Origin of the sequence: Enterobacter cloacae complex sp. AR_0002, from assembly GCF_001922365.1 — a bacterium.
GTDB lineage: Bacteria > Pseudomonadota > Gammaproteobacteria > Enterobacterales > Enterobacteriaceae > Enterobacter > Enterobacter hormaechei_C.
Genome location: NZ_CP018814.1, coordinates 83,823 through 97,808, shown reverse-complemented (window position 1 = coordinate 97,808; position 13,986 = coordinate 83,823). Strand labels below are relative to the sequence as shown.

General features: G+C 52.5%; 16 protein-coding genes. 4 read left to right on the top strand and 12 right to left on the bottom strand.

Going from position 1 to position 13,986, the window contains the following annotated elements; translation table 11 throughout:
• Window positions 1–46: 46 nt before the first annotated feature.
• Entirely contained in the window at window positions 47–901 is an 855-nt protein-coding gene (locus AM329_RS00620) for a GPO family capsid scaffolding protein (protein ID WP_032609903.1), read from the bottom strand.
• Between the two features lie 165 nt (window positions 902–1,066).
• Here AM329_RS00620 and AM329_RS00615 point away from each other — a divergent pair, with 165 nt between their 5' ends.
• Window positions 1,067–2,836 (top strand): terminase ATPase subunit family protein, encoded by a 1,770-nt coding sequence (locus AM329_RS00615; protein WP_032609904.1) that lies wholly within the window; start codon window positions 1,067–1,069, stop codon window positions 2,834–2,836.
• Between the two features lies 1 nt (window position 2,837).
• Window positions 2,838–3,863, top strand: coding sequence for a phage portal protein (locus AM329_RS00610; protein ID WP_032609906.1), 1,026 nt, complete (start codon window positions 2,838–2,840; stop codon window positions 3,861–3,863).
• A gap of 392 nt (window positions 3,864–4,255) precedes the next feature.
• Here AM329_RS00610 and AM329_RS00605 read toward each other — a convergent pair whose 3' ends face one another.
• The 9 genes from AM329_RS00605 to AM329_RS00565 form a co-directional block, all read right to left on the bottom strand.
• Window positions 4,256–4,684 carry a hypothetical protein gene (locus AM329_RS00605; RefSeq protein ID WP_226866598.1) on the bottom strand — a complete coding sequence of 143 codons (429 nt, stop codon included), beginning with the start codon at window positions 4,682–4,684 and terminating at the stop codon, window positions 4,256–4,258.
• A gap of 10 nt (window positions 4,685–4,694) precedes the next feature.
• Complete coding sequence (locus tag AM329_RS00600) at window positions 4,695–5,369, bottom strand: hypothetical protein (RefSeq protein WP_032609908.1); 675 nt, start codon at window positions 5,367–5,369, stop codon at window positions 4,695–4,697.
• A gap of 268 nt (window positions 5,370–5,637) precedes the next feature.
• Window positions 5,638–6,102: a DUF3850 domain-containing protein gene (locus AM329_RS00595; protein WP_032609909.1), complete on the bottom strand. Its 465-nt coding sequence runs from the start codon at window positions 6,100–6,102 to the stop codon at window positions 5,638–5,640.
• A 5-nt stretch (window positions 6,103–6,107) separates the two neighbouring features.
• On the bottom strand, window positions 6,108–8,393 hold the full coding sequence (locus tag AM329_RS00590; protein ID WP_032609910.1) for a replication endonuclease: 2,286 nt from the start codon (window positions 8,391–8,393) through the stop codon (window positions 6,108–6,110).
• On the bottom strand, window positions 8,383–8,658 hold the full coding sequence (locus tag AM329_RS00585) for a DUF5405 family protein (protein WP_032609912.1): 276 nt from the start codon (window positions 8,656–8,658) through the stop codon (window positions 8,383–8,385). Before AM329_RS00585 ends, AM329_RS00590 begins: the two co-directional genes overlap by 11 nt.
• A 16-nt stretch (window positions 8,659–8,674) precedes the next feature.
• Complete coding sequence (locus AM329_RS00580; RefSeq protein WP_044704157.1) at window positions 8,675–8,890, bottom strand: DUF2732 family protein; 216 nt, start codon at window positions 8,888–8,890, stop codon at window positions 8,675–8,677.
• Window positions 8,891–8,955: 65 nt separating this feature from the next.
• Window positions 8,956–9,456: a hypothetical protein gene (locus AM329_RS00575; protein ID WP_032609913.1), complete on the bottom strand. Its 501-nt coding sequence runs from the start codon at window positions 9,454–9,456 to the stop codon at window positions 8,956–8,958.
• Window positions 9,447–9,626: a hypothetical protein gene (locus tag AM329_RS00570; RefSeq protein WP_032609915.1), complete on the bottom strand. Its 180-nt coding sequence runs from the start codon at window positions 9,624–9,626 to the stop codon at window positions 9,447–9,449. The genes AM329_RS00575 and AM329_RS00570 overlap by 10 nt, the downstream gene beginning before the upstream one ends.
• 2 nt (window positions 9,627–9,628) lie before the next feature.
• Window positions 9,629–9,901 carry a Cox family DNA-binding protein gene (locus tag AM329_RS00565; RefSeq protein ID WP_023295263.1) on the bottom strand — a complete coding sequence of 91 codons (273 nt, stop codon included), beginning with the start codon at window positions 9,899–9,901 and terminating at the stop codon, window positions 9,629–9,631.
• A gap of 159 nt (window positions 9,902–10,060) precedes the next feature.
• Here AM329_RS00565 and AM329_RS00560 point away from each other — a divergent pair, with 159 nt between their 5' ends.
• Both AM329_RS00560 and AM329_RS00555 read left to right on the top strand, forming a co-directional pair.
• On the top strand, window positions 10,061–10,354 hold the full coding sequence (locus tag AM329_RS00560; RefSeq protein WP_032610269.1) for a helix-turn-helix domain-containing protein: 294 nt from the start codon (window positions 10,061–10,063) through the stop codon (window positions 10,352–10,354).
• A 69-nt stretch (window positions 10,355–10,423) separates the two neighbouring features.
• A complete protein-coding gene (locus AM329_RS00555; RefSeq protein ID WP_032609917.1) occupies window positions 10,424–11,404 on the top strand; it encodes a tyrosine-type recombinase/integrase in 981 nt (326 codons plus the stop codon).
• A gap of 188 nt (window positions 11,405–11,592) precedes the next feature.
• Here the strand turns inward: AM329_RS00555 and tyrA are convergent, their stop codons facing one another.
• Both tyrA and aroF read right to left on the bottom strand, forming a co-directional pair.
• Complete coding sequence (gene tyrA / locus AM329_RS00550; protein ID WP_022649060.1) at window positions 11,593–12,714, bottom strand: bifunctional chorismate mutase/prephenate dehydrogenase; 1,122 nt, start codon at window positions 12,712–12,714, stop codon at window positions 11,593–11,595.
• 10 nt (window positions 12,715–12,724) lie between these two features.
• A complete protein-coding gene (gene aroF, locus AM329_RS00545; protein ID WP_006811632.1) occupies window positions 12,725–13,795 on the bottom strand; it encodes a 3-deoxy-7-phosphoheptulonate synthase AroF in 1,071 nt (356 codons plus the stop codon).
• Window positions 13,796–13,986 lie beyond the last annotated feature (191 nt).

Sequence of the window (13,986 nt, the reverse complement as noted above, 5' to 3'; positions counted from 1 at the left end):
TGTTCGGGTAATAGGTATCAGGCCGGGCAGCGCGCCCGGCGGGTTATCAGCAGTTGGTCAGCAGCTCGTCGCCCGTACCACCTTTTGAAAGCTCGCGACGCGGCTGGCGCTGGCTTTCGGTGTTATCGAGGGAGTTTTTGAGGTCGTTAAACGCCTGCGCGCTTTCTTCGGCCTTGCTGGTCACGTCCTGCTTAAGCTGAGCCAGTTCGGTCTCAAGCTCGGTGACGCGCTGGTCGGTGGCGGTGAGGTTGTTTTGCACCAGCTCGGTGACGGTCGTCACAGCCTCATGCACATCTGCAAGACGAGCGTCGTCGCTGGCCTGTTTACGGCTGAAAATGGCCTTTACCTTGTCGGTCAGGCTGTTGAGCATGGTGTCGGGAACGTCTTCAAATTCCAGCTCAGCGAGTGAGGCCACAGAGAAGAGATCGCCCGGCTGGTCTTTTTTACCGGCGAGCGGGTTCTGCGTGGCGCGGCTACAGAATTCGAGGTATTCGGTGCCGAGGCTTGCCGGGTCATCGGTGACGGCGAGGCCAACCAGATAGCACTTGCCACTGTTGGCAAAATTCGGGCGGATCTCCATGGAGGTGTAAACCTTCTGCCCGGCCTTAACCATGCTGACCAGCTCGTCAAGGGGCTGGATTTTGCCAAACAACGCCTTTTTGCCGTCGAGCGCAGAGCCATCGCTGATAACCTCCGCTTTTAGCTCGACTACATCGCCGTATCGCTTAAACAGACTGTCAGGCAGCAGCCCCCGGATATGTTCGAGGTTAATGCGGCAGCCGTAGACGCGCGGGTCGAACGTATCGGCCATTTCCTGAATGTCATCAGCACTGATGACGCGGCCATCGCAGGTGTCACCCTCGACGCCGATGCGAAACCATTTAGAAACTTTCTTTGCCATTGTTCAGGTGTCCTGATGTTGGGTTTTCGGGTCGGGGTTAGTTTCCCGACTCAGCCCCTCATCAGCCACCTGTTGCGGAAGTGCAACCCCTGACACAACAGGGGTTTAGCGATTAAGTACGGTCATTTCCTTAGCCTTGCCTCGTAACATCAAAACGAGGTAAGCATGACCATTTCAACTGACCTTTCATTACTCAATGACCCGCGACGACAGGCGCGGCTGTTGTACTGGCAGGGGTTCGCCGTGCCGCAAATCTGCGACATGCTGGAACTCAAGCGCCCCACGGTGCAGAGCTGGAAACAGCGTGATAGATGGGAGGAAACCGCGCCGATTAACCGCGTTGAGTCGACGTTAGAGGCGCGTCTCATCCAGCTTTATGCCAAGCCCGACCTGACGCCGCACGACTTTAAGGTCGCTGATTTTCTGTCGCGCCAGATGGAGCGCCTCGCGCGTGTGAACCGCTACGCCCAGACCGGAAACGAGGTGGATTTAAACCCCAACATTGCCAGCCGCAACAAAGGGGATCGCAAAAAGCCGAAACGTAATTTCTTCAGTGAAGAAGCGATTGAAAAGCTGGAAGAGATTTTCTTTGACCAGTCGTTTGAGTATCAGCTCAACTGGCATAAGGCAGGCATCGCGCACCGCATTCGCCACATCCTCAAATCGCGCCAGATTGGCGCAACGTTCTACTTTGCGCGCGAAGCGCTCCTGCGCGCCCTTAAGACCGGCCATAACCAGATATTTTTGTCAGCCAGTAAAACGCAGGCTTACGTTTTCCGTAAGTACATCATCGCTTTTGCGCGTCTGGTCGACGTCGACCTGTCAGGCGACCCGATTGTCATCGGCAACAACGGCGCAGAGCTGATTTTCCTCGGGACCAATTCCAACACTGCGCAGAGTCACAACGGTGACCTGTACGTCGATGAAATTTTCTGGATACCGAATTTCCAGAAGCTGCGAAAAGTCGCCTCCGGTATGGCCTCACAGTCGCACCTTCGCACCACCTATTTTTCGACGCCGTCCACGCTGGCGCACGGCGCTTATCCGTTCTGGTCAGGGGAGCTGTTTAACCGTGGCCGCAGTAACCGCGACGAACGTGTCGACATCGATATCAGTCATCAGGCGCTTGCCGGGGGCATGTTATGCGGGGACGGCCAGTGGCGGCAGATTGTCACCATTGAGGACGCGCTCGCCGGTGGCTGCACCCTGTTTAACCTCGACCAGCTCAGACAGGAAAACAGCGCGGATGACTTCCGTAACCTGTTTATGTGCGAGTTCGTCGACGATAAGGCGTCGGTATTCCCGTTCGAGGAGCTGCAACGCTGCATGGTCGATGCGATGGAAGAATGGGAGAACTTCGAACCGTTTGCCGACCGTCCGTTTAACTGGCGTCCGGTCTGGATTGGCTACGACCCGTCACACACCGGCGACAGCGCAGGCTGTGCGGTGCTGGCTCCGCCACTGGTTGCCGGTGGCAAGTTCCGCATCCTTGAGCGTCACCAGTGGAAAGGTATGGATTTTGCCGCGCAGGCCGAGGCCATCCGTGCGCTGACCGAGAAATACACCGTCGACTATATCGGCATCGATGCGACCGGCATCGGCCAGGGTGTTTACCAGCTCGTGCGCTCGTTCTTCCCGGCAGCGCGCGCCATCCGCTACACGCCGGAAATGAAAACCGCAATGGTGCTGAAAGCGAAAGACACCATACGACGCGGGTGTCTGGAGTATGACGCCGGTGCGACCGACATCACGCAGTCATTTATGGCTATCCGCAAAACCATGACCAGCAGTGGCCGCAGTGCCACCTATGAAGCCAGCCGCAGTGAGGAAGCCAGCCACGCGGATATCGCATGGGCGACCATGCACGCCCTGTTAAACGAGCCACTTTCCGCCGGTAGCGGTATGCATTCAACCTCGATTCTGGATATCAACTAAGATGAAAAAACGCCAAAAGAAACAGCCAAAACAGACCAACATGACCGCCAGCGCACCGCAGAAAATGGAGGCGTTCACCTTTGGCGAGCCGTCACCCGTTCTGGATCGCCGCGATATCCTCGACTATGTCGAGTGCATCAATAACGGCAAATGGTACGAGCCGCCGGTCAACTTCTCCGGGCTGGCGAAAAGCCTGCGCGCCGCCGTACATCACAGCTCCCCGATTTACGTGAAGCGTAACATCCTGACGAGCACCTACATCCCGCATCCGTTGCTTTCACGGCAGGATTTCAGCCGCCTTGTGCTCGATTATCTGGTGTTTGCCAACGGCTATCTTGAGAAGCGCATGAGCGTGACCGGCCAGCTCTTTAAACTGGAAACCTCCCCAGCCAAATACACCCGCCGTGGTGTCGAGGATGGCGTTTACTGGTACGTGTCGGACTATACGCACCCGCACCAGTTCGCGCCCGGCTCGGTGTTTCACCTGCTTGAGCCCGATATCAATCAGGAGCTCTACGGGATTCCGGAATACCTGAGCGCGCTTAATTCCGCCTGGCTGAATGAATCCGCCACGCTGTTTCGTCGCAAGTATTACCAGAACGGCGCGCACGCGGGTTACATCATGTACGTCACCGACGCGGCGCAGAGCAGCACCGACGTCGAGGCGCTGCGCTCCGCGATGCGCGACTCGAAAGGGCTCGGGAATTTCAAAAACCTGTTTTTCTACGCCCCGAACGGGAAACCGGACGGCATCAAGATTGTGCCGCTGAGTGAAGTCGCCACGAAGGATGATTTTTTCAACATCAAAAAGGTGAGCGCCGCCGACCTGCTCGATGCGCACCGCGTACCGTTCCAGCTTATGGGCGGCAAGCCCGAAAATATCGGCTCAATGGGTGATATCGAGAAGGTGGCGCGGGTGTTTGTGCGTAACGAGCTGACGCCGTTGCAGGAGCGTTTCAAGGAAATCAATGAATGGCTCGGTTTAGAGGTGATCCGCTTTAAGGATTACAACATCGAAACCGAGTAACCCCCCGCCAGAATGCCGCCTCCGGGCGGCATCCCCTCAGAGCGAGCCAGACGCCGCACACGCGGCGCAACCACGCCACCACCTCATTAACCGACCGCACATAACAGCGCGCCACCACGACGCGCACAGACGCGTAAAATAAATCCTGTCACCACGTCTGGCGCGCAGTGCTATCCCCGCCTCGCCTGCGCGCTTAACGGGGTGCTTTTAATGCAGGTGCATCATCAGCCCCGAGCCGCGCCAGTGCTGGCGCTGGCTGGCAAACGCAGGAATAAAAAACGAATGCAAATTCATGCACCTGATGCATGCGCTGCTTAAAAACGGGAAAATCGCGGATAAATGGCATAAAAAACCGACATTCTGAGTACCGGTCTTGTGGCTGAATGCATGTATCAGTTTTGCCATGAAATGATGTCGTCCAGACCTGAGAGCAGGTCGGGAAAATAACTTTCATCAATATCGAGGGAACCCTCAAGCGTAATACTTTCAGCATGGTTTTCAGGCTTTAGTTCCATGCTGACGCCAACAGCCCCGGCAAAATGCGCCTGGTGAAGCTTAAGCACAACCTGCTCGAATGCTGAGGTTAAATTAATATCCTTAACTTTCACCCCATTCTTTAAGGCCTGATAGAAACCCTGCGTATCATTCCTAAATTGCTCTAACTGACCGACAAAAAACTCTGCTGCAAACTCGGTTTTTAAGGCAGGAATTGAGAACTCAACCCATACCATAATACGGCTATAGGCTGGTATCTCGGGCTCACTCACTCTTTCATAAGGCGTTAATTTCAGATGCCTGTCACCGCTGGTGATATCTATCATTATTCCCCCTTCACGGCATGTACTGAAAATGCATGATAGTCCAGTCAGCTTCTCTGACTAAAACCTCAAGACGGTATGACTTGTAAATATATGAGCCTTTATTTTGCTTGTTCTCAACAAGTTTATACATACGCGCTTCATACCGGAAAAGGCCTGGCTTTTTCAGTGGGTCCGGCGTTCGTGTGCCATAGCGAATGGCCTTTTCCTGAATCTGTAAAGGCACATAGCGACCGGGGTTCAACATGTGTTTTGCTGATGACTCACTCATCCTGAGCGCGCGAGCTGATAAGCCCATTTTCAGACGACCACGCAAGAGACTAATGGTGGCCTCACTGAGTCTCACCGTTACGGCAGTTTTGACACCACTCTCCAGTAATGCCTGACCCGCACGAAAAAGACGAAACACACCAAAGGCAATTAAAGCGAGGTCAGTTGGATCAATCAGGGGGGCTTCTAACGGTGCTTCTTCCAGCCTGACAAACATGCCGTCGGCATCATAAATTTGCCATAGACCGGGAGCCTGAGAGACGGAATAACCAATACACATCCCGCTTTCGTCATCAACGATGGGTTTTGAGTTCAGAGGTGGGTTGCGGGGGCGAAATTCAAAATATTCACCGGCTGGTAATGTTGAATGGAAGGTGTAAAAACGTCCGGGCTCGTCTGTAATTAATCCAACGCTCATTGTCATGATTTCCTTTTGGGTTAACCTTTAGGCCATCATAATGGACGTTTTTGCTTCAATCTACTTTTCCGGACTTAGATTTAAACACCTCATCAGCTAACGCCTCGCCAGGCTCGTTGTTCAACACCACCGGCACTGAAAGCAAGTTTCAGCACCGGTGGTGTTTGCTATCGTCGGCGTGGCGGCGGAATTATGGGAAACCATTGTGAATCTGACGAGCTGACACATTCCATTTTGACCAGGTTAGCCAACTTCGGACGTCTATGGCTCATCTTAACCACCCATTTACTTTCGCATGAGCGACCAGCTCATCAGAATATTGCCAGACACCATCATCAGCGACGAAAGCCCCAGCCGAAACCCCGTTAGTCGTTTCATATCCAACAGCCAGCCCTAGTGGGTGTAAAATTTCATGATTAATTCTGAAAACCAGCCCCTTCTCGCTTAGTTCTTTCCAGTTCATGATGGTCATGCCACAGTCGGAGTCATCCAGCATTAACTGGAAACTCAACATTACATAATTTGCTACCCACTCTGTTAAATCGGTAACGTTCGTTACCCTCACTGACACGCGTTTTCCGGTATATCCTTTTTCTTGTTCCCACTCGTTTAACCTGAGGACATCGCCACACGCAAAATCGCGGTCACTGAAACGAAACTCAGCGCGTTTATCACCAGATTGCACTGCTTTAAAATGCTCTGGTGCGATTTTTAACTCATGAATTTTGCTCATTAACTTCACTCCTCTTGCATTGAAAATCCCGGCCACTCATCAGCCACCGGATATCTGAATTTTTTATCGCCATAAATTACCGTTGCCCCACGAGCCAGAGCGTCGAGCTCCCACCGTTCCGGTGTAATGCCCTCCTGAGCCAAATCGAAACGAATTTTTGCGACGCGATCCCTTTCGGGTTTTGTCATCCTGGCTGATGGCGCCAGCTCGCTCGTTTTGAGCGGCGCATTGCTTCTTTGCTGGCGATTTTTACGTGGTGCGCAAGCTTTTAACACGCCGTTAAGCACCTTCACGACATCTGGCTCATTCCAGCCGATTACCCCGCGCTCAATCAGATTTAACACCGCTGCGGCTTGCTCAGACGGTGTGGAGGTCATAACTGGATCGTCACCGCCGGTGAGCTTTCCACAGTTATTGACAGGACTCCGAGGCGCGGCGAAGCCGCTTTTTAAGGTCAAAGGCTCAACGGCCAAAACCTTTGGAACGATGCGCCATTCGGCTGTACGGGTTACACGGACACGGTCAGCCCCAAGGTGAGGGGCATAAATACCGACCACCCTCTCGATATCTTCCTCGTATTCGTTGACCTCGTCCGTCACCTTACGGGCGACCCTGACGGCCTGAGCATCACGCTTAATGTTTGCTCCTCCCTGCGCGATGATATACAGGTCAAATTCACCTTCATCAGCAGCAGCCCGGACAGCCTCGACACGGTCGTCAAACTCACTGGCGATACTCACGCCGCGCGGCAGCTTCCGCAGTTCGCGGTAAGCGCCCATCGTCGGGAGGCCAATTGGTTTGAACTGCGGGATGCGCCATGTAGACGCCCATGCGGTCACGGCGGCGGCTGTATCTTTCAGAGGCTTGCCGGTGTCGTGGTCGAGCTGGCCGTCGAGTGCGTAACCGTCGATATTTTTGGCAATGTATTTAGCGATATAACCCGCCGCGCCGCCCTGATTAAGATGACGTGACTCAAAGCGCTGTTTTGCCGCGCCCTTTTCATGACCGTCCTCTTTGAGGGCATAACGACGCATAATTTCGTTAATGGCTTTACGCTGACCGGGTTTGCAAAACAGCATCATGTGCCAGTGCGGCGTGCCGTCGTGGTGCGGTTCGACAACACGCATCCCGTAAACCTCTAAATCGTTATCTTTGAACGCGGTGCGCATCAGGCTCCAGATTCGACACAGATAGCGCTGCCCGTCTTTCGGGGTGAATGCGGTTTCGTTCCAGCCATGATTAAGCTGTACCGTTTTGTTTTTGCCCTTGCCGACCTGACGCGTCGGGTGATACTTCGATGGCGTGGTCAGCGTGATAAACATCCCAACATCACCAACGCTGGCCGCATAGCGCTCAATGCCGGCGATAGTGTTCATCAGCTCCATGCGGCGGATTTCAGGGTTAGAAATACTCCCCATGACCTTACTGATGAGGTCGACACGCTCGCCAGTGACTTTGTTTTCGAGCTCGCAGGATTTCAGATATTCGAGATTAGCCAGGCGGCGCGCATGAACATCGCGGATCGCCATTTTGCTGGCGTAGGGGGAGCGGTCTTTGTTGACCTCACCGGCAGCGATGAGCAGAGCCTCGCGCCAGCGCATACGCTGCGCCTTGAGCTGGTTAACCCACCACTCATCCTTAATCAGACGTGAAATAGCGGAAAATGCCATGCGGATCGTCATCTGACCCTTACGGTATTTTTTCCAGTACATCGGGGTAAAGTTAAAAGCGCGCGCGACTCCGGCAACCTTTCCGTATAAATGCGCCTGCGCCTCATCAGTGAAGAGGGTCTCTCTGCCGCCGTGAGCGTGCGCCCATGCATCGCTTAACTCTTCGTATCTGCTCCAGAGCTGCGAGGCTATTCTGGCAGCAAATTTCCTGAGCTCTTTGTCGTTCATATCCGGCAGGCGTGCATATTCATCACGCGCAGATAAAAAACCTATCGAGGCGGATTCATTCATCCCGCACAGCTCATTAACCCGCTCAAGACGCGGCAACAGCTTGCGCTCAAACGTGTTTTTGAGGAAATACAACCCACCCAAAGGGCTCTTTGTGCGGCGGATGAAGTTATAACGCGAGGTAAACAGCGTTTGCAGGAAAAACGGCAGACGGTCAATCCGGTTTAAAACACCTTGCACCTGACGGAGTTCGGCACGTGTAAGGGGTCTGTCGCGGCCAATGGCCTCGCGGGATTTGTTCCACGGATAAGCACCGACGAAAGTCTCATCGGTGCTTTTTGATAGTGGTGGGGGTGGCGAGGGGGCAACGCGCCCCCGGGTCTCAACGGCCATTAGCAGTGAATGCTTCGAGACATTTTTGACCTAACTGCTCGACCTGCTTCTCTAATTCAGAAAACTGACGAGCTTCGCCGGTTAAAATGTTGTGCAGCACTAGAGCGGAAACGAGCTTGCCAATTGTTGGATAAAAACCAACAGTATCGAGCCACTCTTTACCGGCATTCTTTCCAGACTTAGCGATTTTCTTTTCCTGCAAAATAAACTGGAACTGGTCGCTGGTAATTACGAACTTATCATCGACAACAATATTAATACTCATACAGCCCCTTAATAACTTATCGCTGATTTAATATAGAGTTGTGAAGCTTTTCGGACTCCTGCCCCAACAGCTCAATGATTTCCGTGCGGTTCATTTCTGACTTGCAAATGTGAGCTATCAGAGAATCGAGCGCAGACGCAAAACGCGTCGCGGTGACTATCTGAGCCTCAAAGGTGGCCTGCGCTAACAACTCTTTCATGTTGCTGCGAGGAACTGATATTTCTTTTTCCATTTACCCGGCTCCAGACAAAAAGATGTCCCACGCATTCAAGCGCGTAAAAAATTCCCTTTGCTTAATTAATGCAAATATTGCTCGGGCTTAACCGAGGTCAAAATAGTTGGGGCATATTCAAAGAGGCTGAATAACTCACGTAGAGCACGGAATAATTTTTCACGCCAATAACATGACTCTTCATTAACTCGCCAGTAAGGCTGGTTAAATTCCTTTTCAGTTAAACCTGCATGAAGGAATAAAGTGCGGCGCTGGCTTACTGTCAGATAACTTATATACGCCGACTCACTGGCTCCGACCTGACGCCGTTTAGAAAACGCACCGCGCAGCTCGTCAATCGCGCAGGCCAGACGCTCACGATCTACATCGTTCATTTCTTCAAAACGCATGGTCGCGTGACGCTGTTTAAGCTGAGCATGAAAACAGACCGTCAGGCGGTCGCGTTCCATCATCTGATTGTAGAAATCGCAGGAGTCCTGCCAGCGAGCATCTGCAAGATGTTTGCCGATGACAACGCGAAGAGCAGCAGGTTGTTTTTGTACCAAATCAAGAGTCATCACAGCCATTTTGACACCTCTCTGATTTTTATAATGCGCTTAACAACAGCGGCCAAAATGCCAGGCTTACGGGTACGGATAATGATGCCTTTACGTCCCCTGCCGTGGGTGATGGTGAAGTTAATCGGGGTCGGGCTCTCGTTACGGAGTAACTGAGCTATGCAGCGTGGCTCATTCATAGTCATAGCCCCATCCACAACAACCATGCATCACGTTGTTCTGCCGGGCGGTTATAAAACGCCTCACGCACGCCGCGATTGAACTCAGGAATGAAAACAAGCTTGTCACCGGCACGCGCTTTCGGTTTTGCCGGGTCGCGAAACTCAATGACCGGCAGTTTGTTTTTTTCAATCATCGCTACTACTGCGGTGCGAGGTTTTCCCAGCAATTCCGCGAACTTATCAGGGTGAACCGCGTCAAGCGGATACTGAATAACGTAGTCGTTTGCTTCCATAACACACTCCATTCTCATGTGGTTACATGCTAACCTTGTCAGATCCAGCGGGCTTAGAACGGTTCAGGATGCTTCCTGAGTCGCTGGAGTCATGCCGTAAAAGGTTTCCCTATGGTTACCTTTCGCGGTGAATATAGTCACCAAGGGGAGTCCTTGTCAATGGAGTTAGGTCAAAAACTTAAAGCAGTACGTAAAGCTGAGGGGCTAACGCAAAAAAGTTTCTGTGAAGCTTGCGGGCTGGCGCTCGGTACAGTCAAAAATTATGAGGGGGGATATAAATCACCTGGATTACAAGTGGTTATGCAGGTGACAAACACACCTAAATTTCAGAAATACACACTGTGGCTCATGACAGATAAAACCGCCCCGCAAGCTGGTCAGATCGCGCCGGCTTTCGCGCACAATGGGCAAGATGCAACAAAATCAGACCACTCCGAGAAGAAGATTGGTTAACGCTTTATAAGCATTATATTTTCACTATTTGTTACCAAGATAGTCATAACCCCACCGGAGGGCTTTCTTATGTCAATTAAGAAGCTCGATGATGGTCGTTACGAAGTGGACATTAGGCCGCGCGGGCGCGAAGGACGTCGCATTCGCCGGAAGTTTGACAGGAAAGCCGAAGCACTGGCTTTTGAGCGCTACACGCTGGCAAACGCACAGACCAAAGAATGGGCGGGTAAGCGAGCGGATCGTAGAACGCTTTCAGAGTTGCTGGACGTATGGTGGAAGTATTACGGACAGAACCATGAGCGCGGAACGAAGGAGTTTAATCATTTGCTAAAAACCATTGGTGATATGGGAGACATACCAGTTACAAGGTTAAGCAAAAGAACACTTATGGATTACCGTTCAAAGCGGCTTAGTGAGGGAGTCAGCGCATCGACGATAAACCGTGACATGTACCGCTTATCAGGCATGTTCACGAAGCTGATTCAACTTGAAGAGTTTGCTGGGGCGCACCCCGTTCATGGTTTGCCTCCGTTGGCAGAGACTAACCCTGAAATGGCTTTCCTTAACAAGGCAGAAATTGCGCTGCTGCTTAAGTCATTTACAGGTGATGATCTGCTGGTTGCCCTGCTGGGGATTAGTACCGGCGGGCGGTGGTCAGAGCTGGCAACACTCAAACCGGCACAGATAGTAAACGGGCGCGTGACATTCCTGAAAACCAAAAACGGAAAAAAGCGCACTGTACCAATTTCATCTGAACTTGAATCGCTGATAAAGAAGAATGCCAGCGGGAATCTGTTCAACGTCGATTACGTGAGTTTTTGCAAGGTGCTGAAGATGGTTAAACCCGATATTCCTGCAAATCAGGCAACGCATATCCTGCGTCATACCTTCGCGAGTCATTTCATGATGAACGGGGGCAACATCATTGCATTACAGCAAATACTGGGTCATGCAAACATCCAGCAGACGATGACTTACGCGCATTTGTCACCGGAGTACCTGCAAAATGCCGTTGCATTGAATCCGCTTTCAGGAGGGATATCGCTGTAGGTTCTGTTCGCCCCGGAGTGTCCACATTGCGTCCACACTTCGGGGTATTAGAAACGGTTCCAGATGGTTACAGCTTTTTTTAACTTACTGTTTTCATTAGTGGATTAATGTAAATGGTTGATAAACCACATCCACCCAATATATGGTAAAAGCCAGCAATGCTGGCTTTCAGTATATACATCATCAGATTACTGGCGACTGTCATTTGCCTGGCGCAACAGCGTGCGGCTTTCACTCTGGAATCGCGTGGCGTAATCACCGAACCAGTGCTCCACTTTACGGAAACTGTCGATAAACGCTTGTTTATCGCCGTGTTCCAGCAAAGTGATCGCTTCGCCAAAACGCTGATAGTAGCGCTTGATCAGCGCCAGGTTATTTTCAGACGACATGATGATGTCGGCGTAAAGCTGTGGATCCTGGGCAAACAGTCGCCCGACCATCGCCAGCTCCAGACGATAGATTGGCGAGGAAAGCGCCAGCAATTGTTCAAGCTGAACGTTCTCTTCCGCCAGGTGCAGACCATAGGCGAAGGTTGCAAAGTGGCGCAGCGCCTGAATAAACGCCATGTTCTGGTCATGCTCAACCGCACTGATACGGTGCAAACGTGCCCCCCAGACCTGAATCTGTTCCAGGAACCACTGATACGCTTCCGGCTGACGACCGTCGCAGTAAACCACTACCTGCTTCGCCAGGCTGCCGCTGTCCGGGCCAAACATCGGGTGTAACCCAAGCACGGGCCCGGTGTGCGCCGCCAGCATTGCCTGTAGAGGACCATTTTTAACGGACGCCAGATCCACCAGAATGCAATCTTCCGGCAGCGGAGGAAGTTTCGCGATAATCTGCTCCGTCACATGAATCGGTACGCTGACGATAACCATTCCGGCATCCTTCATGAGTTCCGGTGCATGCGGCCAGTCCTCTTTTTCCAGGATGCGCACCTGATAGCCAGAAAGCGTCAGCATTTTTTCAAACAGACGCCCCATCTGGCCGCCGCCACCGACAATCACCACCGGACGCAGCGACGGACAGAGGGTTTTGAAGCCCTTGTCGTTTTCGCTGGAATAGGATTCCCGCATCACACGACGCAGGACATCTTCAATTAAGTCCGGTGAAACGCCCAGCGCCTGTGCCTCTTTACGGCGGGAGGCGAGCATAGAGGCCTCACGCTCCGGAACGTAAATTGGCAGGCCGTATTTGCTTTTAACTTCGCCGACCTCAGCAACCAGTGCCATGCGGCGCGCCAGCAGGTCCAGCAACGCCTTATCCACTTCATCAATTTGATCGCGTAATGCGGTCAATTCAGCAACCATAACTATCCTCTTATGCCAGACGCGTCGCCAGCTGGCCGTTCAAATCTTTGTGGATCTCACGCAGTAGCGCATCAGTGGTTTCCCAGCTGATGCAAGCATCCGTGACGGAGACGCCGGGCTTCATCGCGCTACGCGGCTGTTCCGATGACTGATTGCCTTCATGAATATTACTTTCAATCATCAGGCCGATAATTGAACGGTTACCATCTTTAATCTGTGCAATCACAGATTCTGCAACCGCAGGCTGGCGACGGTAATCTTTATTCGAATTACCATGACTGCAATCTACCATCAGCGCCGGACGCAGTCCCGCCTGTTCCATCTCTTTTTCACACTGCGCGACATCCGCCGGGCTGTAGTTTGGCGCTTTACCGCCGCGCAGGATCACATGCCCGTCCGGGTTGCCCTGAGTTTGCAGCAGGCATACCTGGCCCGCCTGGTTGATCCCGACAAAACGATGGGGCATAGCGGCGGCGCGCATGGCGTTAATCGCCGTAGCCAGGCTGCCGTCGGTACCGTTTTTAAAACCAACCGGCATAGACAGGCCAGACGCCATCTCGCGGTGGGTTTGCGACTCGGTGGTGCGCGCCCCAATCGCAGACCAGCTAAACAGATCGCCGAGGTACTGCGGGCTGTTCGGATCCAGCGCTTCGGTTGCCAGCGGCAGCCCCATGCTGACCAGCTCCACCAGCAGGCGACGCGCAATCTTCAGGCCCGCTTCCACATCAAACGAGCCATCCATGTGCGGATCGTTAATCAACCCTTTCCAGCCAACCGTAGTACGTGGCTTTTCAAAATAGACGCGCATCACCAGATAGAGGCTATCGCTGACCTCCTCCGCTAATGCTTTAAATCGACGAGCGTACTCAATGGCGGTTTCAGGATCGTGAATGGAGCAAGGACCACATACCACCAGCAGGCGCGGATCGCGGCCTGCGATAATGTCAGAAATGGTCTGGCGCGAGTGCTCAATCTGAGCTTCCTGCGCGACGCTCAGCGGGAATTCCGCCTTCAGTTGATCCGGGGTGATTAACACCTGTTCGTCAGTGATATGTACGTTGTTCAGCGCGTCTTTTTGCATGATTGCGATCCTGTCAAACTCGTTTGCGATAGTGGTTTTCCTCGAAGAGGTGACACAACGATATCACATCAAGTAAAGATTTCAATCCAAAATACGTACACATTACTTTACAGAAGCCCTTTAATTGCAAAATTAATGGCCTAAAACCGTAAATTTAAAATTACACACGCACACTTGTAAGCCAGGCTATG

What these genes read in the sequence shown, in the direction of transcription:
- AM329_RS00620 (WP_032609903.1), bottom strand. Translation starts at nt 901, where the DNA reads ATGGCAAAGAAAGTTTCTAAATGGTTTCGCATCGGCGTCGAGGGTGAC.
- AM329_RS00615 (WP_032609904.1), top strand. Translation starts at nt 1,067, where the DNA reads ATGACCATTTCAACTGACCTTTCATTACTCAATGACCCGCGACGACAG.
- AM329_RS00610 (WP_032609906.1), top strand. Translation starts at nt 2,838, where the DNA reads ATGAAAAAACGCCAAAAGAAACAGCCAAAACAGACCAACATGACCGCC.
- AM329_RS00605 (WP_226866598.1), bottom strand. Translation starts at nt 4,684, where the DNA reads ATGATAGATATCACCAGCGGTGACAGGCATCTGAAATTAACGCCTTAT.
- AM329_RS00600 (WP_032609908.1), bottom strand. Translation starts at nt 5,369, where the DNA reads ATGAGCGTTGGATTAATTACAGACGAGCCCGGACGTTTTTACACCTTC.
- AM329_RS00595 (WP_032609909.1), bottom strand. Translation starts at nt 6,102, where the DNA reads ATGAGCAAAATTCATGAGTTAAAAATCGCACCAGAGCATTTTAAAGCA.
- AM329_RS00590 (WP_032609910.1), bottom strand. Translation starts at nt 8,393, where the DNA reads ATGGCCGTTGAGACCCGGGGGCGCGTTGCCCCCTCGCCACCCCCACCA.
- AM329_RS00585 (WP_032609912.1), bottom strand. Translation starts at nt 8,658, where the DNA reads ATGAGTATTAATATTGTTGTCGATGATAAGTTCGTAATTACCAGCGAC.
- AM329_RS00580 (WP_044704157.1), bottom strand. Translation starts at nt 8,890, where the DNA reads ATGGAAAAAGAAATATCAGTTCCTCGCAGCAACATGAAAGAGTTGTTA.
- AM329_RS00575 (WP_032609913.1), bottom strand. Translation starts at nt 9,456, where the DNA reads ATGGCTGTGATGACTCTTGATTTGGTACAAAAACAACCTGCTGCTCTT.
- AM329_RS00570 (WP_032609915.1), bottom strand. Translation starts at nt 9,626, where the DNA reads ATGAATGAGCCACGCTGCATAGCTCAGTTACTCCGTAACGAGAGCCCG.
- AM329_RS00565 (WP_023295263.1), bottom strand. Translation starts at nt 9,901, where the DNA reads ATGGAAGCAAACGACTACGTTATTCAGTATCCGCTTGACGCGGTTCAC.
- AM329_RS00560 (WP_032610269.1), top strand. Translation starts at nt 10,061, where the DNA reads ATGGAGTTAGGTCAAAAACTTAAAGCAGTACGTAAAGCTGAGGGGCTA.
- AM329_RS00555 (WP_032609917.1), top strand. Translation starts at nt 10,424, where the DNA reads ATGTCAATTAAGAAGCTCGATGATGGTCGTTACGAAGTGGACATTAGG.
- tyrA (WP_022649060.1), bottom strand. Translation starts at nt 12,714, where the DNA reads ATGGTTGCTGAATTGACCGCATTACGCGATCAAATTGATGAAGTGGAT.
- aroF (WP_006811632.1), bottom strand. Translation starts at nt 13,795, where the DNA reads ATGCAAAAAGACGCGCTGAACAACGTACATATCACTGACGAACAGGTG.